Below are 22,119 nucleotides of genomic sequence, written 5' to 3' on the forward strand. Positions count from 1 at the left end.
ACTTAGGACTCAAATAATGACTAAAAATCCTTTTATCACTAGAAAAAAAAAGATACATTATGTAAATAAAAAAAATTTACAATCTTGTAATGATAAACAAAAGAATCTAACTAACCAAGATGAACTTACTGATAGCTACAACTTTTTCCCTGTACAAGAAGAACCATCTTCAGATGAAGAACTTTTTTTACAACATATAGGACAAACACAGAAAATACATAACAAAAAATATGTATTACCTTATCATAAGGAAAAAATATCTAAAAATATAACTATAAATAAAAATTCTAGGAATAAATTAACGTTAGATACAAAAATAGATAAAACAAATAACCAAAAAACAATAAGTAGTAATAAAAGCACTATTCAGACTTCACAAAGCAATATTCTTTTACCAAATGATAACCTAACTGAAAATAATACTTTTCTTACAGCAGTTAAAGATGTTGTTCCTCTTTCAGGAAAATCACGTATTACTACCTATTGTAGACCAACAAAGTGGACTCAAACAGATATAACTTCTCTAACCACAAATAAAAAACCTATTAAATTTAATATCGTAAAAAAAGAAGAACAGTTAGAAGGACATATAGAAGGCTTTGATAAAAAATTGTTTACACAACTTCAAAGTGGACTTTTTCGTCCAAAAACAACATTAGACTTACATGGTTTTAACATACAACAAGCTTTTTATACAGTAGTAAAATTTTTACACACAGCCTATATAACTGGTCAACAACCTGCTCTAATTATATCTGGACGTGGAAAAAATTCACCTCAAGGTATACCTGTGTTAAAAGAAAAACTTTATGAATGGGTTACACAAGAGCCTCTAAAAAGAGTTATTCTTGCATTTTGTACTGCACATGCTCGTGATGGTGGTACTGGAGCCATCTATATTCTTCTAAGACAGTACAAAAAAACATGGAATATTCACTGGGAACAACGTCCACTAGATCCAGACCTATTATAAAATCAAATAGTCTACTTTACTAATCTAAAGAACTAGTTAACCTCAGATACTAGCTTAACTAGCTTGTTTAGCAATATTTAAAGACTTTGTTAAATGAGAAACTTTACGTGCAGCTTTTTTCCAATGAATAACACCTTTTTTAGCTGCTTTATCTATAGTAGATGTAGCAGTTATTAAAAGTTGCTCTGCTTTTTCATGCTCATTACTTGTAATAGCAGTATGAACAGATTTTATTACATTTTTTATACGAGTCTTTACTGCACGATTACGTAATGTACGCTTTATACTCTGTCTATGTCTCTTAATAGCAGACTTATGATTAGCCACAATTTCCTCCAATATAAATTATAAATATAGGTTATAAAATTGGTCTTTTAACTACTAACTTTAAAAACTTCTGTCAATATATGAATTAATTCATTATATCTGTAAAACTGAAAAATCTGCAAGGCTTTCAATATACAAAAGTAATGCTTTAAGAAGGTTTAATCTATTTCTTCTTACTTCTATGTCATTAGACATTATCATTACTTGATCAAAAAATGTATTAATAGCTGGTTGTAATTTTAGTAACATCATAAAAACAGGTAAACTAGCTGTTTGACTTTCTTGATTAAACTTATTTACTGCTATCATTAGTTTCTCTGCCAATACTTTTTCAGCAGTATCCTTAAATAAAGAGGGATTCCAATGTCCAGTTAATACAATTTCCGTTTCTTTATCTTGCTTTTTAATGATATTAATAACACGTTTAATTGTCTGAACTAATTGGGAAAAGTCTTCATGTTGGCTCAATAAAATAAAGCTATCTAATCTATCTTTTATAGACCATAATTGACTTGTCTGTGTACTTACTATAGCCTCTACTACCAATGTATCATACCCTAATGCCAAAAAATAATTTTTTAACCGTGCTATAATAAATTCATGTAACTTTTGTAATACATCCTCAGGAGCTAATTTCCAAGATACATTTACAAAGTTATCTTGAGCTCTTGTATAAAGCTGATGTAAATTGATTGGATATTCTTTTTCAATCAAAATACGAATAATTCCTAATGCGCATCGACGTAATCCATAAGGATCAGCTGTTCCTGTTGGAATTATACCACATCCAAAGCAGCCTACAAGTGTATCAATTTTATCGGCTATAGAAAGAATAGCACCAAGATCTGTTACAGGAACGTCAGTATCAGGCCCAGAAGGTAAGTATTGTTCAGCAATGGCTGTTGCAATGGACTCAGACTCTCCTTTGTGTCGAGCATATATTCCTCCCATCACACCTTGCAATTCTGGGAACTCTTCAACCATTTTAGAAACAAGGTCTACTTTAGAAAGTGAACCAGCTTTTCTAGCTTCTTCAGCATTACTAGTTGGTATATACTTAGCAATCCACTCACATAGTAGACTAACTCGATGTTCTTTCTGAGCAATACTACCAAGTGGATCAAGGAAAATAAGATGAGTAAGTTTTTCTTGCCATTCATCAAATGAACTATTGATATCTTCATTCCAAAAAAATCGGGCATCTTCAAGTCTTGCTTGTAAAACTCTCTCCCAACCTTGCTTCACTAATGCAAGATCAGGAGGAGTCATATTTAACACTGTAAGAAAATAAGGTAATAAATTACCCTGGCTATCTAAGATACCAAAGCTTTTTTGATGGGTTTCTATACTTGTTAAAAGCACTTCTCTAGGTAAGTTAAGAAAGACAGAATTAATAGTTCCTAACAAAGGGTAAGGATGTTCTACTAATCCTATGACTTCATTCAACAACCTTTCATTCCAATTGACAACCCCTCCTATGAGCTGTGCTTCCTTATTTCCTAATTGAAGAATACTATCTTTTCGACTATTAGGATCAAGTATTACATTCCCAACTTCTTTTAATAACATGTAATAATCTGTAGAGGAAGGCACTTCAATAAATGGAACATTATTATTTCTTAGTCCAACAGTATTTCTATTTGAATGAATCCCAGCTAACTCAAAAGGTACAATATCTGAATCTAATAAAGCCATAATCCAACGTATTGGACGGATAAAAGTAAAGGGATTATTTCCCCATCGCATACGTTTTGGAAGAGGTAAAGCAGTAATAATTTCAGGACATAACCTAGCTAAAACTTCTTTTGTAGGGATACCACCTTTTACTTTCAATCCTGAAATATATTCTCCCCTATCTGTTGATATCTGTGAAAGTGAACCTATGGTTATACCTAAATTTTTTGCAAATCCTTCAGCAGCCTTAGTTGGATTGCCATCTTTATCAAAAGCTATATTTATAGGTGGACCTATAACAACCTCTTCACAATGAGGCTGAATCATATCAAGCCCTTTAATACATACAACAAGTCTACGTGGTGTGGAATAATCAGATACTTCTGTAGGTCGATAACCCATTGATTGAAGAGAATCTAAAAAACGAACTCCAAGCTCTGATTGAAGTTCTAGAAGAAAACGAGCAGGAAGTTCTTCAGTACCAATTTCAAGAATAAAAGTAGCCATACTATCTAAATCTCTCCACTACCCTTGAGCAGCATAGGATAACCCATTTTTTCTCGTTGTAATGCATAGAGTTTTGCAATACTAGAGGCAAGTGCTCGGACTTTACTTATATAACTTGCTCGTTCTGTTGTGGAAATTGCACCACGTGCATCTAACAAATTAAATGTGTGTGAACACTTAAGACAATAATCGTATGCTGGCCAAACAAAACCTTTCTTAATAAGCTGTCTACATTCATTATCAAAATCTTTGAAAAGTTTAAGTAACATAGAAACATCACTTTCATCAAAATTATACGATGACTGCTCTACTTCATTTTGATGATACATTTGACCATATGTAACATATTCATTCCACTGTAAATCATAGACTGAATCTTTTTCTTGAAGATACATAGCCAATCTTTCTAATCCATATGTCAACTCTACACTAATAGGTTCTAGGTCTATCCCTCCAACCTGTTGAAAATATGTAAACTGTGTAACCTCCATACCATCAAGCCATATTTCCCAACCTAATCCCCATGCTCCAAGTGTAGGAGATTCCCAGTCATCCTCAACAAAACGTATATCATGAAGTGTAGAGTCAATTCCAAGGATTTGAAGACTTCCTAAGTATTGTTCAATAATATCATCTGGGGATGGCTTTAATACTACTTGAAACTGAAAGTAACTTTGTAAACGATTAGGGTTTTCTCCATAACGACCGTCTGTTGGACGACGAGATGGCTCTATGTAAGCTACACTCCATGGCTCAGGGCCTATTACACGCAAAAATGTTGCAGGATTAAATGTACCAGCTCCACATTCAATATCCATAGGCTGTGCAATCACGCATCCTCTACTAGACCAATATTTTTGTAGCATAAAAATAATATCTTGAAAGTACATGTAGTTCCTTATTTAACTAGTAAAGAACACTAGATGCCTAGATTCCATAGTAAAACTAAACTTTTAAAAATCGTCCTTTGGACCATGTAATACCTAAATGATATTCAACAAACGCATTAATTATCTCTGTACATTCATACTTTTGAGCTGCTGCTGACTTTGTATTTTCAGAAAGTTTCCAATCATATGGCGATGCTAACTGAACACGTTTTAGAAGTTCAAGGCTTTCATATCCTATAGCAATTGGAGTTTTTATATAATTTATACATATTGAACATACAATAATTCCATCTGAAATCCCAAAAAAACCTTTATTATTAATTAGCCTACCACATTTTGCACAATTAGAAAAAATAGGTGCATATCCTTGTTCAGAAGCTATACGTAAGCGAAATAAAATAGGGATAATTTCATAAGGTTGAGTATTTTTTTCAAAGAAATAGAATAATTCTTTCATTAAAGTATAAACAGGTGGTGCAGCATCTGAACTTACACCAACAACTTCCAAAAATCGTATACAATTTATAAATGCACCAAATCTATTTTTATTTGTTCGTAATTGTATAGGCCCATTAATTAGTGATGCTTCTTGTAAGTTTAAAAAACGACCGTTTCGACTTGTTTGGACTCTTACTTGTATCTCATTTAATATTCCAAGGCACCCACAGAAACGTCTACGGCTACGATGACCTCCAAATGCAAAGGCTGAAATAACACCATGCTGTGAAGTAAGTAATTTAACCCATACATCTGATTCTCTAAATGAGCCTAACTCTAGAATAATAGCATTATCTAACCATTCCATGTGACTAGTTTTGGGAAACTAAAGGAAGAGTGATCGTTTTTACTTGACCAGAGCGACCTACTGGTGGAAGTTTTTCTCCATTATACTTTAACTCAATACCACCTGCATTTCCAAGTTTTAAAACAAGACTTTTACTAAATGATAATGCAACTAGTTGTCCTTGTTGAACATAAAATTGACGAGTTTCTGTCTTATCTGCTGTAGAGTGTACCCAACAGTCTTCTAATCCCTTAAGAACAACTATATTTTTCTTCCCAGGTTTATTCATATGTACAGGTTCTACAACACTCTTATCAGATACATCAGACTTATCAGACTTATTTGTCATATCAGTAGATTGAGAAAAACTTTTTTCATCTAACTGGGCTGATAATTGGGAACTACTATCTTCTTTAGATGATAGCTCTAATTCTTTCTTAATTACTATGTGATCCTGAAAATTCTCTGGTATTTTTGTCACTACTACAGAAGAATTACTTTTTATATTTTCCTGACTCTGCTGCTGTGGTAAAGATAATGAACCTTCAGATTGATTTTCTTCTTTTTTTTGATTGGGTAATACCTCTTTTTTACCACTATCTGTCATTTGAGCTATTACATCAAAAGAACTGAAGGTTATATCACTAGAATAAAATAACCAACTACCTGCTAATATACATAAAAAAGTTAAGATACTTCCCCAAACATATGGCGAAAAAAACTTTTTCTTTTTAAAAGGATAATCCTCTCCCTCATCATTTGTTTTTTCAGTATGCTCAATTCGATAAAAAATTGATGTTAACTCATACTCTGGAATATCTAAAAATTGAGCATAAGAACGTATAAACCCTTTAGTATATACTAAGTGTGGCAATGAATCGATTGTTCCTTCTTCTATTGCTTGTAAGGTATGAATAGATATTTTTAAATAAATACTAATATCTTCAAGTCGATATCCTTTTTTTACTCTTTCTTGATAAAGAAGAGAACCAATCTCTTTTAATGCAGAATGTACTTCTTGGCTATTATCTATATGATTCTCCATTAGGGCCTCTTTAGCAAGCTAATATCTAATATCAACTACTGCACGTTTACGAAGTTGATCAGTATATTCTTTGAATCGTTCTTCAAGTTTTGGCTCACGAAGAATTTCTTCAATATAAGGGGTCAAAGTTTCAAGTGTCTGAGGCTCTCCTTTTATAATATTAATAAGCTTTAACTGACCTTGTAATCCATTTATATCAATTAAAGATGTAACCTCTCCTGGCTTCATAGTTGAAAGTTGTTCCAACCACTCTGGATTTAAGTCTTCTATATCTATAGAGCCAAGATCGCCACCCTCTTTTGCTTTTGGACCAACAGATACTTTTTTTACTACTTCTTCAAAAGATACTGAACCAGATTTAATACGAGCAGCCCAATCTTTTGCATTAATATCAGGAGGATAAACTAATATTGCTAATTGTAGCTGATTATTATTTTTAAGTTTATCATGATTCTTTTGATAATAATCTTCTATTTCTTTCTTTGTAACAACAATTTTTCTCCCAACCATTGCTCCTAGAAGGCGAGAACGTAATATACTACTACGAATACGTTCTTTAAAACTATCTTCTGTCAGATGTTGCAACTCTAACTGATATTGAAACTCTTCAGGAGTAAGTTGGCTCTTAGCAATAAAGTTATGATATTCACTTTCAACTTCATCTTTACCCACATTAACATGGAGACGCTCTGCCTCTTGTGTAAGAATAAGATTACTAATCATACCTTCTAATATAGCTTTTTCTAACTGTTCAACTTTTGCTTTATCAGCAGGATTATTAGGATTAAGTTGTTGTCTAAAAATTTCTGGAGCAGTTTCAGCTTGTAGATCAAATAAGGTAATTATTTCTCCATTAACAACAGCAACAGTCTTATTAATAAACTGTTCAGCGGATACAGGTAATATACTTATAAATAATAACAATAAAAAAATAAAAAAACGCAATACTTCTCTCCTAACAATGCACTAATTAACCAGTTGTACTAATTTGTGCAATAATAATGTAAAACTTAGCTTCATTTTAAAAAATATGCAATGTATTAAAAGACATAACTTATTACCAATATTAACTATATACCCTTAATAACATGTAAAATAATACAACATCAACAACTCATTCTTTATATATGATATTAGGTTGGAATTGAGGACAAACTTTTATTTTTGCTTGTGGAATAACTTGTTCTAACCAGTCTTCATAAGCTTGTTCCATCTTTTGTTCTAAAAGGATGAGCTCTATTCGAGAATATGCTTCAATAATGTCTGCCTGATGTGCAGGATATCTTTTCCGTAAAAAAGCATACTGATAAATTTCACCTTCTTTATGGCGAGGAGTATATTCTCCAGGTTTAATTTTCATAAGATCTTGGCGCATTTTCGCTGGAAGTCGATCTAAAGCAACTCTTATTATGTCCCCTTGTTCAATATCATTCCTATCACAATCTTTATGCTTGGCTTTTCTCTGTTGACTGTTTTCTACCTCTTGATACCAAATAATTTCAACTTTTTCTGGAATAAAAAATTCTGAATAATGTTTAAAGTAGTATTCTTCAATTTCATCTGAAGAAAGAGTAAACTTTGGACGAAGGATATGATGTTGAAAACGCTGAAAAGTAAGTCGTTGCTTCATAAGTTGCCGCCAGGTTTCAATATCTAAATATTCTTCCTGAAGGCTTTTTTCAAAGTCTTCTCCAACATAATCTTGTTTAATTTCATTCTCAGCAAGCAATACATCTTGCTCCGTAACCTTAAGACCTAGTTTTCCTAATTCTTGTGACATTAATGTATATATAATTAGTGTATATAAACTATCTCCATACTGCTCCTGTAAAAAATGAACTTCTGGTTTTTCTCTAAGTGGTAAAATATTTCCAGAAACATCATGAAGTGCTTCAACTTGTTGTAGTGTAATAGGTTCTCCATTCACTATAGCCATTACACCTGATGGAAAATTTTCTACAGCATATAGAGAGAATGGAAAGACACAATAATATAGTGTAAAAATAATAAATATATACAGCCAGTTAAACATATTTTACTATTTTATTACATGTAATTAAAATATTTATTTATTGTTTTATGCTATCATAACTAAATACAACACTAAGCTCTTCTTGGAGAGAAATAAGTCTATCCTCTATTGGTAAAGTTGTATTAAGCTTTATTTCTAGTGTAGCAGGCGGAGAAAGCTTTACTTTATCCGGCTGTGCTGAAATAAATAGCATTAACTTATCAAAAGATACAACAGTTTGTTTTTCTGGCCATACTAATTTAATCTTATCCTCATAAATTTCAGCTTTTATTACCTGTGACTCAGTAAGAAATTGCTTAAAATTTAACACAGCTATAAATGCTTTAAGTTCATTAGGCAAGACACCAAATCGATCACGAAGTTCTAACTCAATTTCATTCCGAGCCATAACACTTTGAGCAGACGATAGTGCTTTATACCAACGTAGTCGCTCATGGCTATCTGAAATATAATTTTGTGGTATATGCGCTGTCAACCCAAGAGTTAACTCTGTTTCTGGATAAGATGTAACACCTTCTCCTTTTAACTTAGTAACAGCTTCTTCAAGCATTTCTAAATAGAGCTCAATCCCAACTCTACTAATATGTCCTGACTGTGCTTCTCCTAGTATATTTCCTGCCCCACGTATTCTTAGATCTTCCATAGCAACTTGAAAACCTGCACCAAGATAATCAAGTTCTAAAATGATTCTTAGACGTTCACGAGCTTGTTCTGAAAGACTTTCAAGATCAGAAATAACAAATACTGCATATGCTTGCCTGTCAGAACGACCAACTCTTCCACGCAGTTGATATAGTTGTCCAAGTCCAAACATATGTGCTTGATCAACAATCAATGTATTTGCTCTTGGGAAATCAAGGCCAGACTCAATAATAGCAGTACATACAAGAATATCTAATTCTGCATGCCAAAAAGCATGAATATTTTCCTCAAGTTGTTTTTCTGGCATTTGCCCATGTGCTACACCTACACGTGCTTCAGGAACTAATTCTTTTACAAAGTTTACAATTTGTTCTAATCCTTGGACACGATTATATACCCAAAAGACTTGTCCTTCTCTAGCTAGCTCTCTTTCAAGAATTTCTTTAAGCTTTTCTTTATTTTTTTTAATAATAGCAGTGGCTACAGGTTTACGTTCAGGAGGTGCAGTTTCTATAACAGAAAGCTCACATATACCAGACATAGATAACTGTAATGTCCTAGGTATTGGTGTAGCTGTTAAGGTTAATACATCTACATTTTTTTTCATTTTTTTAAGTTTTTCTTTGTGCTTAACACCAAATCGCTGTTCTTCATCAAGAATAAGCAATCCTAAGTTAGGTAAAGAAACTGAGTCAGAAAGGAGCTTATGAGTACCCACTAGTACATCTATCTGACCGCTTGATGCAGCTTTAAAAATCTCTTTTTGTTTTTGAAGAGGAACAAATCGACTCAATAGACCTACATTTATACCAAACCCTGAAAGACGTGAACGGAAAGTATAATAATGTTGTTCAGCTAGGACAGTTGTTGGACAAAGTAATGCTACCTGACGACCTTCAGAGGCTGCACGAAAGGCTGCACGCAATGCTACTTCTGTTTTACCAAAGCCAACGTCTCCACAAACAAGTCTATCCATTGGTTCACTCTTTTCCATGTCAGCTAAGACATCCTGAATAGCTCTTGCTTGGTCTGGTGTTTCTTCAAAACCAAAAGAAGCTTCAAACTCTCTGTATAAATCACCAACTGGTGGGTAGGTAAAACCCTTTGCTACTTTACGCCAAGCATACATCTCTATTATATCTTCAGCTACTTTTTCAATAGACTTTTTAGCCTTATCTTTACTTGCTTGCCATGATGTGCTTCCAAGTCTATCAAGCTGAGGGAAAGATTCATTAACACTTTTAAACCGTTGTGTTAAAGAAAGCCTATCAACAGGAAGATAAAGTTTATCATTACCAGCATACTCTAATAACAAAAAGTCATTAGATATTTTACCTATATCCATCCTAATAAGGCCACCAAAACGGGCAACGCCATAATTTTTATGAACTAAAAGATCTCCTGGATTGAGATCATCATATCGACTAAGTCCTTTAAAAGATTCAGCTGGAGCCTGTCTGCTTTTCCCAGTGTGTGGTTGGAGAACATCTTCTCCTAAAATAAGGATATTAAACCAAGAAAGATCAACTCCTACACGGAATGGACTAATAATAGCAAAACAACCCTGCTGTGTTGGATGGTACTCTAGGAATGGTGTAACACCATCTTGCTCTGCAAGGTTAAGGAACTTATTTCTACTTCGCTCAGAAGAAAAAGACAGGATTAGTTGATACTTATCTTGCTTCCACTTTTTTATTGCCTGTATAAGATGTTGCCAGGGTCTATCCTGTTCAGCAACTGTAGGAAATAACATTTGGAAACTAGAAATAGCCTTTTCTGGTAACTCTACTACTTCTTCCTGATCATCAATATCAATATCTAGTGACTCAGTATGAACTATAGTAGATTGACACCATAACTCCTTTACTTGAAGAGTATTACGTATAGCTAAATCTAAAGGTTGTATAAATCCACTTTCTCTTTTTAAACGATCATTCCAACTATTCTCCATGGAAGTAAGAATATCTTCTGCTTCATGAAGGCTTGGTAATATCCAAACCTTATCTTTATTAACCCACTGCTCTATTGTAGTAGCATTTTCATAACAACAACCTGGTAATAAAGAAAAATCTTTTTGTTCAAGCAAACGAAAAAGACTGTAATGTTCATTCTCAGTAATTACATTCTCTTTAAGCAACTTGTTCCAATAGCTTTCTATAGTGGCTATATACTCAGTACCTGAACGGACAGGGTAGACTGGAAGAATAATAGCATTATCGATGTATCCTTTAGATCGTTGAGTTAATGGATCAAAAAAGCGGATTTCTTCTAATGTTTCACCAAAAAAGTCTAAGCGGAGAGGATAGTGATATCCTGGAGACATAATATCAAAAATATCACCACGTCGTGATACTTCTCCTGGATTTGATACCATAGACACTCGATCGTATCCCCAAGTAATAGCTTGTTCAAGAATGATATCTGGAGAAAGCTCTTCTCCAACTGATAGTTGAATAACTTGGTTATCAAAAAAATCTAGAGGAACTTCTTTAGGAAGCAAATTGTCTATAGTAAGAATAAGGCCTTGTACCTTACCATATCTAAGTGCATAGAGAGCAGCAAGACGCTCAGCCCAACCTTCTTTACTTAAAGAGCGTGATGTAAAAGGAGAAAGTGTTACCCATGTGTTGTTAAATATATTATTAGATTTTAATACATTATGTCCCCCTTCTGATGTAAAAACAGATATAAGGGAATGTAAAGTTCCTAACTCATCTCTATTACGTGCTATAAGTAATACTTTTGCACCATGTGCAATGAGATCAACACTAAGTTTTACTTGAGTAGCAAGTCCTGCTTTTTGTAATGCAATACGTTTATTTTGACAACGAAGGAGTTGTTTTAGGCATTCTTTATACTCCACAGACAGTCCTTATCCACCTTAAAAGTATATTAACATATTTATAAGCTATTTAATAATTATACGTTAACCTATAGGAATTGATTACTTTTTCCGTACTTTTTTCATATAATGTATTTGTATATACTTTAATAACAGAATACCAATAATAACACATTCACTAAAAAGAATATGTATAAGTTTATGGCCATCTTTAAAATAAACAAAAGCCAACCAACGAATATTTGTTACGTCAATATGTCGCAGACTAAAACCTAATCCAGCAGCACATATAACTATACAGAAAGATGTAATAATCCACCTTATATTAAAATGGATTTTCCATATAGAAGATTTTATATAAAAATATTTTTTTATACAGATTAATAAAACTATTAAAATAATAAGAAAACCAGTAATAAAAAAATTTAATGTAGACGTCAATACACTTACACATCCAATAAGTAATAAAACTAATGTATAATACAGAATATATTTCCTTTTATATTTTAATCCAATAGAAAAAAAGAATAAAAATATACTAACTACCCCTGTAATAATGCCTCCTAGTTCAATCATCCAGACAGGAAGCAACATTTCTAATAGTTTCATATTATAATAGCGAACAGGAAACACAGCCATAAAACATAACATGATACCTGTAGTGAAAATAATAACAGAAGTAATTGTTGGAATATGTATCCTTATATATCTCCCCATTTTGTTTAAGAATTTGATATTCTCTTGTGTTTGTTGGTTAACTTCATACATAAGATACATAGCTGCAGCAATTATTAATGGTATGAGATAATAAATAACACGAAAGCATAATAGTGCCGCAAGGATAGCCTGGGGAGTAGTGTTTGTTAAATGAATAACCACGATCTCAAGTACTCCTGCACCTCCAGGGACATGAGTTAAGACAACTGCAACCATAGCCATTAAGTAAGTTGGAAGAAATTGTATAAAAGATATACCTGCATCTTCTGGAAGGAGTACATATAAACATGCTGACGCTGCTACAAGATCTGCACTAGCGACAACTGCTTGAGCTATAGCAATATTAAATGGAGGAAATGAAAACTCTTTACCAAAAATATGTACTGGTTTATGAATCAGTTTACAAATAAAAAGATATCCTGCAGCTAATGCAAATAAAACAACACCTAATGGACGAATATCTTCAGTTGGAAAATATACTGCCAGCTCAGGAGGAATAGCTGGTGGAACAAACATAAAAATCAGTCCTGCTAGTCCAAAAGCACCAACCCAAAAAGTAATGGCAAGCATAAGGACAAGCTTTACAATTTCCATAGGAGAAAATCCCCAAGACGAATAAAGTCTATATCGAATGGTACTTCCCCCAAGTAATGCACCAAAATTATAACTTACTGCTTGCCCCACAAAAGAAACAAGTGCTACCTTCTTTAAAGGAAGTCTTTTATGAATGCCTTTTAATGCAAGCCAATCATACCCAACAAGAATTATATAATTTAAGATAGCTAGCAAAGCAGATAAAAACAAACTCCAATAAGAAATGCTTTCAACACTCATTTTAAGTTCGGAAAAACTATATTTACTAACTTCGCGATATAATAAATATACAGCACCAATAAAAATGCATGCAACAAGCATAATCCCCATTGTATGCGTCATTTTCTTAATAATTCTTACTATATCCTTTAACATGTATTCTCCATAATTTTGCAAAACAAAGAATGTAATGTAGTCATTATGAAATTATATATTATTTCAACCTTAACTTCATATACATTATCAACTAACTTTATTATAATATATGTAAATCTAATAGTATTTATTTCTATCTCACTAACTATAATTTTTTCCTTTCTACCCTGGTTGACCTGATAAGATAACTACACTATTGTTACTTAGGTGATTGATTCACCTTTTAACTTACCCGCTGTCAAGGCAGCGGGGGTATTTTTTCTAAGGTGTTAGGAGACCAAAGCATGAGCATTCCTATTTCACAACAAGGTTATCAAAACCTTGAAAAAGAACTTGATCGACTTAAGAAAGAACGTCCTGCTGTTATCCAAGCTATTAAAGAAGCACGGGAAGAAGGTGATCTTAAAGAAAATGCTGGATATGATGCAGCAAGAGAACGTCAAGGTATGTTGGAAGCAAGAATAAATTATATTGAGTCTCGTATGGCACAATTTAATATTATTGATATAACAACACTTTCTGGTGATAAAGCTATATTCGGAGCTACAGTAACTGTTGAAGATATCGACTCTGGAGAAAGAAAAGAGTTTACATTACTTGGCCCTGATGAAGCAGACTATACAAAAGGATCAATTTCTATTCAATCTCCTGTTGGTAGAGCTCTACTTGGGAAAAAAGTTGGTGACGAACTTACAGTCGATGTCCCACGAGGTCGTATTAGCTATGAAATTATAGATATCCAATTCAAACACCAATAATTTTACATTACCTTTACTAAAGTACTATTTAGCTACAACTCAGTCAAAGCAATTTCTTAATATGAATAACACCCCTTGGACATTTTCGATTGTTACATTTGGTTGTAAAGTCAATCAATATGAATCTCAATCTATACGAGAAGCATGGAGTAATTTACATGGAGAAGAAGTAGCTACACCACAGACTGCAGATATTATTCTTCTTAATACATGTGCTATTACCGCAAATGCTATTACTGATGCCCGTCAATTGATCAATAAACTTCACCGAGAAGCACCTAACTCTAAAATTATTCTTACTGGATGTGCAACAGATTTAACCAATGAAGCCCTATATAAACTTCCTGGCGTATATACCTTTATTAGTCAAAAAAATAAAACACAACTTCTTTCCAATCTTCCACTTACACAATTAAACCAAGATCAATTACAAACTAACACTAATACATTTCCACAATTCTCTATCAGTAATTTTAATCGTTCTCGACCGATAGTTAAAGTCCAAGATGGTTGCTCTCACTCATGTACATATTGCATCATACCATCAACAAGAGGCAAGCCCAAAAGTCGATCACCAAAAGAATGTCTTATAGAAATTCAACAACTTCTTAATGCTGGATTCAGAGAAATTATTCTTTCAGGAATTAATTTACGTCAATATACAGCTACTCAACAAGGATGCAAAGATTTTTGGGAATTATATTCATTTTTAGATAAAAAACTCTCTCCAACTTGGAAGGGTATTGCACGATTACGGATAAGCTCCCTAGATCCAGCACAGCTCACTCAACGTGGTCTTGACATACTTTCTAATAGTCATATGGGGTGTCAACAATTACATCTTTCAATTCAAAGCGGAAGCGCTGAAATACTAAAAAAAATGCACCGTTCACATTATACTCCTCAATACCTTTTAGATACTACAAAAAAACTCTCTACTATTTGGCACAAGTTTGGATTAGGAGCTGATTTCATTATAGGCTTCCCAGGTGAAACAGAAAAACATTTCCAAGAAACAGTCGATCTTATAAAAGAACTACCTCTTACCTATGGACATATTTTCCCATTTTCTGCTCGACCTAATACTATTGCCGCAACCCTTCCAAACCATATTAAAAAATCTGAAAGTCAACAACGTGCTGCTACAATAAGACAACTCATTACACAAAAAGAAAAAATTTTTCACAAACAACTCCTCACCATGTCAACATTGCATATAGCTCCTGAAGGTGGAGGAAAAACAGGAGGAGTTGATGAATATTACACTCACTGTCATTTAACAGAGCCTGTCGAAACACGTCAACTTCTAAAAGTAAAACCTCTATCTCTGACAAAAAAAGGCTTATTAGTAGAAATATTACCCCCTCATTAAAAAACTATATTTCTCTTGTTTCCCTTCAAATTATCACTTACTATATATTAAGAAATTATTTATCCAGTATAGCCTAACACTGGTTAGATTATAAAGGAAAAAACATGTTACGAAGTATGACAGGTTTTGGTCGCTGTGTTGTTGAAGATAGTGATTGGACCCAAACATGGGAAATAAAAAGTGTTAATAGCCGATATCTTGATCTTAAATGGCGCTTACCACTTATAGCACGCTCTTTAGAACAAAAATTTGAAAAAATTGTACGTAAATATGCATCTCGAGGTAGAGTTGAACTTAACCTCACCATACAACAAATAGAGTCACAAGCTACACCTCTTTGTTTTAATGAATCCCAAGCATTATCTATGCTTAATGCCATAACTGAATTAGCAAAAATAAGAGGAGATACTTTTTCACCTGACTATATGCAGTTACTTTCTGTTTCTTCTTTATGGGAAAAAATCGAAGATGAAAATGATAACAATATAGAAGGCAGACTTGAAGAAGGACTTATAGCTGCTTTAGAAGACTGGAACGAATCTAGAGAAACTGAAGGTTCTATTCTTTACAAAGATCTTTCACAACGTATTTCAAAACTTAAAGAATGGTTATCACAAATTGAAGATCAAGCTCCTTGTATAAAAGAAGAACGTTTTTTACAACTAAAAGAGCGAATTTCAGAAGCCCTTGAAAAAGCTGGAGGTTTATTAGAGGAGACTAGATTTCTCCAAGAAATTGTTATTCATACAGATAAACTCGATGTCACAGAAGAATTAACGCGTCTTTCTAGCCACCTTGATCGACTTTACGAAATCCTTGGTAAAGGTTCAGATGTAGGACGTCGACTAGACTTTACTCTTCAAGAGTGCTTTAGAGAAATTTCTACATGTGGAAATAAAATCCAAGATGCCCAGATATCTAAAGTTGTGGTAGAATTTAAAAATGAACTTGAAAAATGCCGAGAACAAGTACAAAATTTGGAATAATTATGCAACGTGAAAAATTAATCCATCTAGGCTTTAGTAACTTTATTATTGCTTCTAGAGTTATTAGTATTGTGAATCCTGCTTCATCACCTATGAGACGACTACGTGAAGATGCAAAAAAAGATGGACGACTCATTGATGCAACACAAGGTAGAAAAACCCGCTCTATTCTTATTACTGACTCTAATCATGTTATCCTCTCAGCCATTTTACCAGATACACTAGGACAACGTTTTATACAAGAGGAAGAACATGACTAAAGAAAGTTCTGTTTTAAACCATAAAGCTTCTGGAACTGCTTTAGTAATATGTGCTCCTTCTGGAACAGGCAAAACAACACTTATTCAAAGGCTTAGAAAAGAATTTCCCTGTTTTGCCTATTCTATCTCCTGTACAACACGCCCTCCTCGTAAAAATGAAGAAGATGGTAAAGATTACTATTTCATTAGCCAAGAAGAATTTATAGCTCGAAAAAATGAAAAATATTTCGCCGAATGGGCTTATGTTCATGGATACTTTTATGGAACTCCTCTTGCTCCAATACTTACTATTCTTAATAATGGGCAAGACATTCTATTTGATATAGATGTACAAGGAGCCGCACAACTCTACCTTACTTTACCATATGCTAAGTATATCTTTCTTCTTCCCCCAACCATGGTTGAGCTTGAAAAACGATTACGCTCACGTGGAACTGATCGAGAAGATATTATCCAACATAGACTTCTTTCTGCAACTCAAGAAATACGACAAGCACACTGGTTTGATACCTGGATCGTCAACGAAAACATTGATAAAGCATATGATGAACTAAGAGCTACTTATTTAGCATCCAAATTATCTCCAAAGTTTCAACCAACTCTTATTACATCTATCTTAGAAGGATGGTAAGAAATAATGGCTAAGCTTATCGTTGCCTTAGATTATACATATGCTTCTGAAGCCCTTGCCATGGCTAATATACTTAAAAAACATGTTGAATGGGTCAAAGTAGGGTTAGAGCTCTTTACTCATGAAGGACCTAGTATCATTCAATTATTAAAAAGAATGGGGTTTAAGGTTATGCTTGATCTCAAACTTTTTGATATCCCAAATACTGTAAAAGGAAGTGTTCGCTCAGCTTGCTTAATGGATGTAGATATGCTCACACTCCACATTTTAGGTGGAGAACACATGATTAAAGCTGCACTCAATGAAGTTCAAAGTTCTATACAAAAAAAATCACACTCTCCTCTTCTCTTTGGAGTAACAATACTTACAAGTATAAAACAAGGAGAACTCCCAGGATATAATCAAGATATTGCATCTATGGTGCTTAATCTTGCAGCATATGGTCAGCAATGGGGTCTTCATGGTATAGTTTGTTCTGGCCAAGAACTAACAAAAATAAAAGCATTATACCCATCTTTATCATGTTTGACACCAGGAATCCGTATGTCTTATAGTCAAAAAGACGATCAGCATAGAGTTATGACTCCAAGTGAAGCAGTTAAAGCAGGAAGTGACTTTTTAGTTATTGGTCGACCAATAACACAAGCAGAACAACCAATAAAAATAGTAGAAGACATTATATCCAGTATAATGTAAAAAAGAAAAAATAAAGCTGTTTTTTAGTACTGTTGACATATTATATTGTTAGGAAACAAGGAAATATGTATGAGTGAACAGCAACAAGCAAAGCGTATCCGTGGAGTTTTTTCCTCACAAGAAATCCGTAAAGTTGGTACAGGAACTACAACACGCAAGACAGTTAGTAAAATCTTCTGGTTTGTTGAACAAGCTGAAGATGGTAATATTTTTATACAGTCAATTAATACAAACTATGTACCTACGGGGTTACCTAAATCCATAACTATGGAAGAACTTCTTTCAAAATATTCCCCTGAACCTGAATTTTATGTACAATCTGTTTTCCCTAAGATGCAACAACTTGCAGAATCACTTAATAAGGCTGATGAAAGTCGTGAAAAAGGAGAAACATTTACTGCTGAATTTGAATATGAAAATGCACTTAAACTTGATGAAGAAAATGTTAGAGCAAACTTTGGAATAGGACTTACTTATCTTTCACGTGGAGAATCAGAAAAAGCTGATAATATCTTTGAACGTCTTGTACATCTTGATGCTGCATTTGAAGAGCAACATAAACATCTATTTAATGAGTTTGGTATCAATTTAAGAAAAAATAAAATGTATAATCAAGCTGTAGATTATTATACTAGAGCACTTGAGCTTACAAAAGCAGACGAAAACCTTCATATTAATATGGCAAGAGCGCTATTTGAACAAAAAAACTACACAGCATGTATAGATCAACTGTTCCAAGCACTAGAGCTCTCTCCAGAAAACACTACAGTTATCCAATTTTTAACATGGTTAGATAATAAAAAATTAGTTCCTCAAAGCCATCAAAAAAAAGTTACTGATACCATACAATCTATAACAACTAAAAATAGTTCTAAAAAAGATGACTAATTCCTTAAAGAAATTATCCTCAACATAGAGTATGAATTAGCCAAACCAACTACACTTCCATGAAAAAATGGCTTACTGCTCCTATTAGTTCCCAAATACCTTTACACTGGGCCAATATTCTCCATATTCCAGAACCTATTCTTATCCTCCTTTGGCAAAGAGGTATTACCTCTTTAGAAGAAATGAATATTTTTCTTTCCCCTAAACTTCAGTACTTAGCACACCCAAAACACTGGAGTGGAATTGAAGATGCAGTCGAACTTTTAAATAATGCTATAGAACAAAAACAACCTATCATTGTTTGGGGAGACTATGATGTGGATGGAGTTACTGGTTCTACTGTTATTCGTGAAGTACTAACATTTCATCAAGCTCAAATTATTGTACATCTCCCAGATCGCAAAAAAGAAGGCTATGGGGTTAATATACCTGTAATAGAACAATTAGCTCTAGAACATCCAAAAGCACTTCTGATTACTGTTGACTGTGGAATTAGTGATGTTAAAGCCATATACCGTGCACGAGAACTTGGATTTACAGTCATTATTTCTGATCACCATCTCCCTCCTACATCTTTACCTCCAGCACATGTAATCTGCAATCCCCGTATAGGAGAAAATCCTTGTTCATACCTTGCAGGTGTTGGTATTGCTTTTTTCCTGATGGCAGCACTTAATAATAAACGTGCTGAGCAAACGGGTCAGCGTATGGATATGAGAGATGTTCTTGATCTTGTAGCACTTGGGACACTTGCTGATATGGCTATGCTTAGTGGACAAAATCGTATTTTAGTAAAAAATGGACTTCTTAAAATTGCTGAAGCTAAGAGACCTGGAATTGCAGCATTGAAAACTGTTTCTGGCTTTACTCCTTTAACACATTTAGGTGCTGGGCAGGTAACATTCCACCTTGCACCCAGAATTAATGCTGCAGGTAGATTAGGTAGTCCTCGGATAGCACATGAAATGCTTTATACAACCTCAAAAGACTTTGCTATTGAACATGCAACTCTTTTAAATAAGATAAATGAAGAACGCCGTAGTGAAGAAGAATATATTTTTAATGCAGCATTAGAGCAAGCTCAGTTAGAAAATCAAAGACAAGGACTTGTTCTTCATGGTTCTGACTGGCATCAAGGTGTCCTTGGAATTGTTGCATCTCGTATCACAGAAGCTGTTCATAAACCTGTTCTTATACTCTGTACTGATGGTAAAATGCTGAAAGGATCAGGAAGATCAATTGCTGATTTTGACTTATACCATGGGTTATCTCAATGTGCTGATTTATTTGAACGCTTTGGAGGTCATAAACAAGCTGCAGGATTAACATTACCAATTAACCATCTTCATATTCTAAAAGAACGATTTGATACTGTTGTTAGAAATTTTTTTGGAGATACACCTATTACACCTATTCTTCATATTGACATGGAACTCCCTTTTCAAAAAGCTACTAACTTTAATTTTTTAAAATCTCTAGAATTATTACAACCTTTTGGAATAGGAAACCCTGAACCTATTTTTAGTTCTCTTCCTTTACGTATCCAACGTTGTAATACATTTGGAAAACATAAAGAACACATTAATATGTTAGTAGTAGAAGAAATCTCAGGCATATCCCTTCAAGCTAAAGGTTGGAGATTAGCAAAAAATATATCTTCATCCTTACAAAACTCTCGAATCCAATTAGCTTATACTCCATCACTCAACTTTTATAATGGTATTAGTAGTATTGAACTTGAAATAAAAGATTGGGTTGAACTTTAATTACCCTTTATCAATAATGAATATAGAGAGAGCATGTTACTAATAGATTATTTAGCATATACTATTCAACAGGTATGATATCTAAATTAGTCCCTGTTAATGAACGTACTCCAGTAGCTGTAATTTCTAATGTATGTTCAAGACCAACTGTTCCAAGACCAGGAAGACTTATCTTTGGCTCAATGGCTATAACCATACCCTCCTGTAAAGGTTCTTTAAAACCTGCTGCAAATACAGGGTATTCATCTATGGTTAACCCAATCCCATGTCCTAAAAAAGGTACAGCATCTTTACCTGTACCCATAAATGTTGCAGGACTCTCTATAGATTGAGATTCTTTTTTAGCAACATTCCATACCTCTTCTGGAGTTACGCCAGGTTGTAACATTGAAAAAACTTTTTCATAAATTGACTTACAACAATCTTGAGCTCTTTTAATTTTATCTGGAATAGAAGAAACAGGACCAGACCAAAAAATTTGTGTTTTATCAGTTTGATATCCTTCAAGCATAAACCCTATATCAACTGCCAATAACATATGTTTCTTCCAAATCACCCCAGCATCCCCCATAAAAGGAACCGCAGGATGAATGCCTCTTCCTGTAAGAGCACCATTAAAATAGGATGGATAATTACCAGACTCTCCAACAGATACATAACCAAGAAATAATTCTTCTCCAGGATTATTACAACGTAACATACCCTGATGTCCATGTTCAAAACAATGTTTCCAAATAAGATGGGCTATCTCAAGTTCACTATGACCTGAAGATAATTCTTGAGGGAGTATATCTTCAAGAATACGTTTATGGCGTTCACCACAAATACGAATTTTTTTACGTTCCCACTCAGATTTAATTGATCGCAATTTTTCAAGAATACCATCACATGACAAACAGTTAATACCAGGAACACGTTGTTGAAACATTTCTGCCATTGTCCAAGTAAATGCTTTCTTTTCTATAGCAATAGTAGAAGATAAAGGACTCCCGGCCTCCTCACAAATCGTTCTAATCTCTTTATATGATTTAAATTGATAAATCTGTTTAATGGGTGATTCAACTTTTGCTCTTTCAAGACCTTTTCTAAGAAGTAATATAGGCTCTCTATTATCATTAGGAATCCACAAAAGCCCAACACCTAATGTCCCAGTTAAATAATAAATATTAAGACGCGAGCAAACAAGCATCCCACCTACTTGTGGGAAATTCTGGTTCATAGCATCTCTACATTTTTGAATCCTTGATTGATACTCACTTATAGGAAATTGTTCTAATGCTGTTATCATCGTTTACTCTTTTATAACTGTTATATAGCTTATTATATCTAACCTGTTGCTATTAGATAAAAAATAACAATA

The 22,119-nt window shown here is 33.6% G+C and carries 19 protein-coding genes; 9 read left to right on the plus strand and 10 right to left on the minus strand.

Translation table 11 applies throughout. The features are described from left to right. Nucleotides 1-16: 16 nt before the first annotated feature. A complete protein-coding gene (locus LI_RS01650; RefSeq protein WP_011526383.1) occupies nucleotides 17-973 on the plus strand; it encodes a Smr/MutS family protein in 957 nt (318 codons plus the stop codon). Nucleotides 974-1,027: 54 nt separating this feature from the next. Here the strand turns inward: LI_RS01650 and rpsT are convergent, their stop codons facing one another. The 9 genes from rpsT to LI_RS01695 all read right to left on the minus strand — a co-directional run bounded on the left by rpsT (nucleotide 1,028) and on the right by LI_RS01695 (nucleotide 13,402). Next, nucleotides 1,028-1,300: a 30S ribosomal protein S20 gene (rpsT, locus tag LI_RS01655; protein WP_015353719.1), complete on the minus strand. Its 273-nt coding sequence runs from the start codon at nucleotides 1,298-1,300 to the stop codon at nucleotides 1,028-1,030. 93 nt (nucleotides 1,301-1,393) lie between these two features. Continuing rightward, the gene (glyS, locus tag LI_RS01660) at nucleotides 1,394-3,481 is read right to left on the minus strand and encodes a glycine--tRNA ligase subunit beta (RefSeq protein ID WP_011526384.1); all 2,088 of its coding nucleotides are present in this window, start codon (nucleotides 3,479-3,481) and stop codon (nucleotides 1,394-1,396) included. A gap of 5 nt (nucleotides 3,482-3,486) precedes the next feature. Continuing rightward, nucleotides 3,487-4,371, minus strand: coding sequence for a glycine--tRNA ligase subunit alpha (locus tag LI_RS01665; protein WP_011526385.1), 885 nt, complete (start codon nucleotides 4,369-4,371; stop codon nucleotides 3,487-3,489). 55 nt (nucleotides 4,372-4,426) lie between these two features. Continuing rightward, entirely contained in the window at nucleotides 4,427-5,176 is a 750-nt protein-coding gene (recO, locus tag LI_RS01670; protein WP_011526386.1) for a DNA repair protein RecO, read from the minus strand. Between the two features lie 4 nt (nucleotides 5,177-5,180). Next, on the minus strand, nucleotides 5,181-6,200 hold the full coding sequence (locus tag LI_RS01675; RefSeq protein WP_011526387.1) for a helix-turn-helix domain-containing protein: 1,020 nt from the start codon (nucleotides 6,198-6,200) through the stop codon (nucleotides 5,181-5,183). A gap of 18 nt (nucleotides 6,201-6,218) precedes the next feature. Next, the gene (locus tag LI_RS01680) at nucleotides 6,219-7,145 is read right to left on the minus strand and encodes a SurA N-terminal domain-containing protein (RefSeq protein ID WP_011526388.1); all 927 of its coding nucleotides are present in this window, start codon (nucleotides 7,143-7,145) and stop codon (nucleotides 6,219-6,221) included. Between the two features lie 169 nt (nucleotides 7,146-7,314). Continuing rightward, nucleotides 7,315-8,232, minus strand: coding sequence for a peptidylprolyl isomerase (locus LI_RS01685; protein WP_011526389.1), 918 nt, complete (start codon nucleotides 8,230-8,232; stop codon nucleotides 7,315-7,317). A gap of 37 nt (nucleotides 8,233-8,269) precedes the next feature. After that, a complete protein-coding gene (gene mfd, locus LI_RS01690) occupies nucleotides 8,270-11,737 on the minus strand; it encodes a transcription-repair coupling factor (RefSeq protein ID WP_011526390.1) in 3,468 nt (1,155 codons plus the stop codon). A gap of 81 nt (nucleotides 11,738-11,818) precedes the next feature. Further along, nucleotides 11,819-13,402, minus strand: coding sequence for a lysylphosphatidylglycerol synthase transmembrane domain-containing protein (locus tag LI_RS01695; protein WP_011526391.1), 1,584 nt, complete (start codon nucleotides 13,400-13,402; stop codon nucleotides 11,819-11,821). A gap of 284 nt (nucleotides 13,403-13,686) precedes the next feature. Between LI_RS01695 and greA the strand changes: the two genes are divergently transcribed. The 8 genes from greA (at nucleotide 13,687) to recJ (ending at nucleotide 20,759) form a co-directional block, all read left to right on the plus strand. Then, on the plus strand, nucleotides 13,687-14,160 hold the full coding sequence (gene greA, locus LI_RS01700; protein ID WP_011526392.1) for a transcription elongation factor GreA: 474 nt from the start codon (nucleotides 13,687-13,689) through the stop codon (nucleotides 14,158-14,160). Nucleotides 14,161-14,221: 61 nt separating this feature from the next. Then, nucleotides 14,222-15,532 carry a MiaB/RimO family radical SAM methylthiotransferase gene (locus LI_RS01705; protein WP_011526393.1) on the plus strand — a complete coding sequence of 437 codons (1,311 nt, stop codon included), beginning with the start codon at nucleotides 14,222-14,224 and terminating at the stop codon, nucleotides 15,530-15,532. A 104-nt stretch (nucleotides 15,533-15,636) separates the two neighbouring features. Beyond that, on the plus strand, nucleotides 15,637-16,518 hold the full coding sequence (locus LI_RS01710; RefSeq protein WP_011526394.1) for a YicC/YloC family endoribonuclease: 882 nt from the start codon (nucleotides 15,637-15,639) through the stop codon (nucleotides 16,516-16,518). A 2-nt stretch (nucleotides 16,519-16,520) separates the two neighbouring features. Next, the gene (locus LI_RS01715; RefSeq protein WP_015353720.1) at nucleotides 16,521-16,778 is read left to right on the plus strand and encodes a DUF370 domain-containing protein; all 258 of its coding nucleotides are present in this window, start codon (nucleotides 16,521-16,523) and stop codon (nucleotides 16,776-16,778) included. Then, nucleotides 16,771-17,409 carry a guanylate kinase gene (gene gmk, locus LI_RS01720; protein WP_011526395.1) on the plus strand — a complete coding sequence of 213 codons (639 nt, stop codon included), beginning with the start codon at nucleotides 16,771-16,773 and terminating at the stop codon, nucleotides 17,407-17,409. Before LI_RS01715 ends, gmk begins: the two co-directional genes overlap by 8 nt. Before the next feature lie 6 nt (nucleotides 17,410-17,415). Then, entirely contained in the window at nucleotides 17,416-18,105 is a 690-nt protein-coding gene (gene pyrF, locus LI_RS01725; RefSeq protein ID WP_011526396.1) for an orotidine-5'-phosphate decarboxylase, read from the plus strand. A gap of 69 nt (nucleotides 18,106-18,174) precedes the next feature. Further along, the gene (locus LI_RS01730; protein ID WP_011526397.1) at nucleotides 18,175-18,993 is read left to right on the plus strand and encodes a tetratricopeptide repeat protein; all 819 of its coding nucleotides are present in this window, start codon (nucleotides 18,175-18,177) and stop codon (nucleotides 18,991-18,993) included. A 59-nt stretch (nucleotides 18,994-19,052) separates the two neighbouring features. Continuing rightward, complete coding sequence (recJ, locus tag LI_RS01735) at nucleotides 19,053-20,759, plus strand: single-stranded-DNA-specific exonuclease RecJ (protein WP_011526398.1); 1,707 nt, start codon at nucleotides 19,053-19,055, stop codon at nucleotides 20,757-20,759. A gap of 61 nt (nucleotides 20,760-20,820) precedes the next feature. On the opposite strand, the gene LI_RS01740 is transcribed toward recJ, so the two are convergent. Beyond that, entirely contained in the window at nucleotides 20,821-22,047 is a 1,227-nt protein-coding gene (locus LI_RS01740; RefSeq protein WP_011526399.1) for a M24 family metallopeptidase, read from the minus strand. Nucleotides 22,048-22,119 lie beyond the last annotated feature (72 nt).

Origin of the sequence: Lawsonia intracellularis PHE/MN1-00 (genome assembly GCF_000055945.1) — a bacterium.
Lineage (GTDB): Bacteria > Desulfobacterota > Desulfovibrionia > Desulfovibrionales > Desulfovibrionaceae > Bilophila > Bilophila intracellularis.

Excerpts from the sequence above, each read along its gene's own strand:
- LI_RS01650 (WP_011526383.1), top strand. The coding sequence starts at position 17 with ATGACTAAAAATCCTTTTATCACTAGAAAAAAAAAGATACATTATGTA.
- glyS (WP_011526384.1), bottom strand. The coding sequence starts at position 3,481 with ATGGCTACTTTTATTCTTGAAATTGGTACTGAAGAACTTCCTGCTCGT.
- LI_RS01665 (WP_011526385.1), bottom strand. The coding sequence starts at position 4,371 with ATGTACTTTCAAGATATTATTTTTATGCTACAAAAATATTGGTCTAGT.
- recO (WP_011526386.1), bottom strand. The coding sequence starts at position 5,176 with ATGGAATGGTTAGATAATGCTATTATTCTAGAGTTAGGCTCATTTAGA.
- LI_RS01675 (WP_011526387.1), bottom strand. The coding sequence starts at position 6,200 with ATGGAGAATCATATAGATAATAGCCAAGAAGTACATTCTGCATTAAAA.
- LI_RS01685 (WP_011526389.1), bottom strand. The coding sequence starts at position 8,232 with ATGTTTAACTGGCTGTATATATTTATTATTTTTACACTATATTATTGT.
- LI_RS01695 (WP_011526391.1), bottom strand. The coding sequence starts at position 13,402 with ATGTTAAAGGATATAGTAAGAATTATTAAGAAAATGACGCATACAATG.
- greA (WP_011526392.1), top strand. The coding sequence starts at position 13,687 with ATGAGCATTCCTATTTCACAACAAGGTTATCAAAACCTTGAAAAAGAA.
- LI_RS01705 (WP_011526393.1), top strand. The coding sequence starts at position 14,222 with ATGAATAACACCCCTTGGACATTTTCGATTGTTACATTTGGTTGTAAA.
- LI_RS01710 (WP_011526394.1), top strand. The coding sequence starts at position 15,637 with ATGTTACGAAGTATGACAGGTTTTGGTCGCTGTGTTGTTGAAGATAGT.
- LI_RS01715 (WP_015353720.1), top strand. The coding sequence starts at position 16,521 with ATGCAACGTGAAAAATTAATCCATCTAGGCTTTAGTAACTTTATTATT.
- gmk (WP_011526395.1), top strand. The coding sequence starts at position 16,771 with ATGACTAAAGAAAGTTCTGTTTTAAACCATAAAGCTTCTGGAACTGCT.
- pyrF (WP_011526396.1), top strand. The coding sequence starts at position 17,416 with ATGGCTAAGCTTATCGTTGCCTTAGATTATACATATGCTTCTGAAGCC.
- LI_RS01730 (WP_011526397.1), top strand. The coding sequence starts at position 18,175 with ATGAGTGAACAGCAACAAGCAAAGCGTATCCGTGGAGTTTTTTCCTCA.
- recJ (WP_011526398.1), top strand. The coding sequence starts at position 19,053 with ATGAAAAAATGGCTTACTGCTCCTATTAGTTCCCAAATACCTTTACAC.
- LI_RS01740 (WP_011526399.1), bottom strand. The coding sequence starts at position 22,047 with ATGATAACAGCATTAGAACAATTTCCTATAAGTGAGTATCAATCAAGG.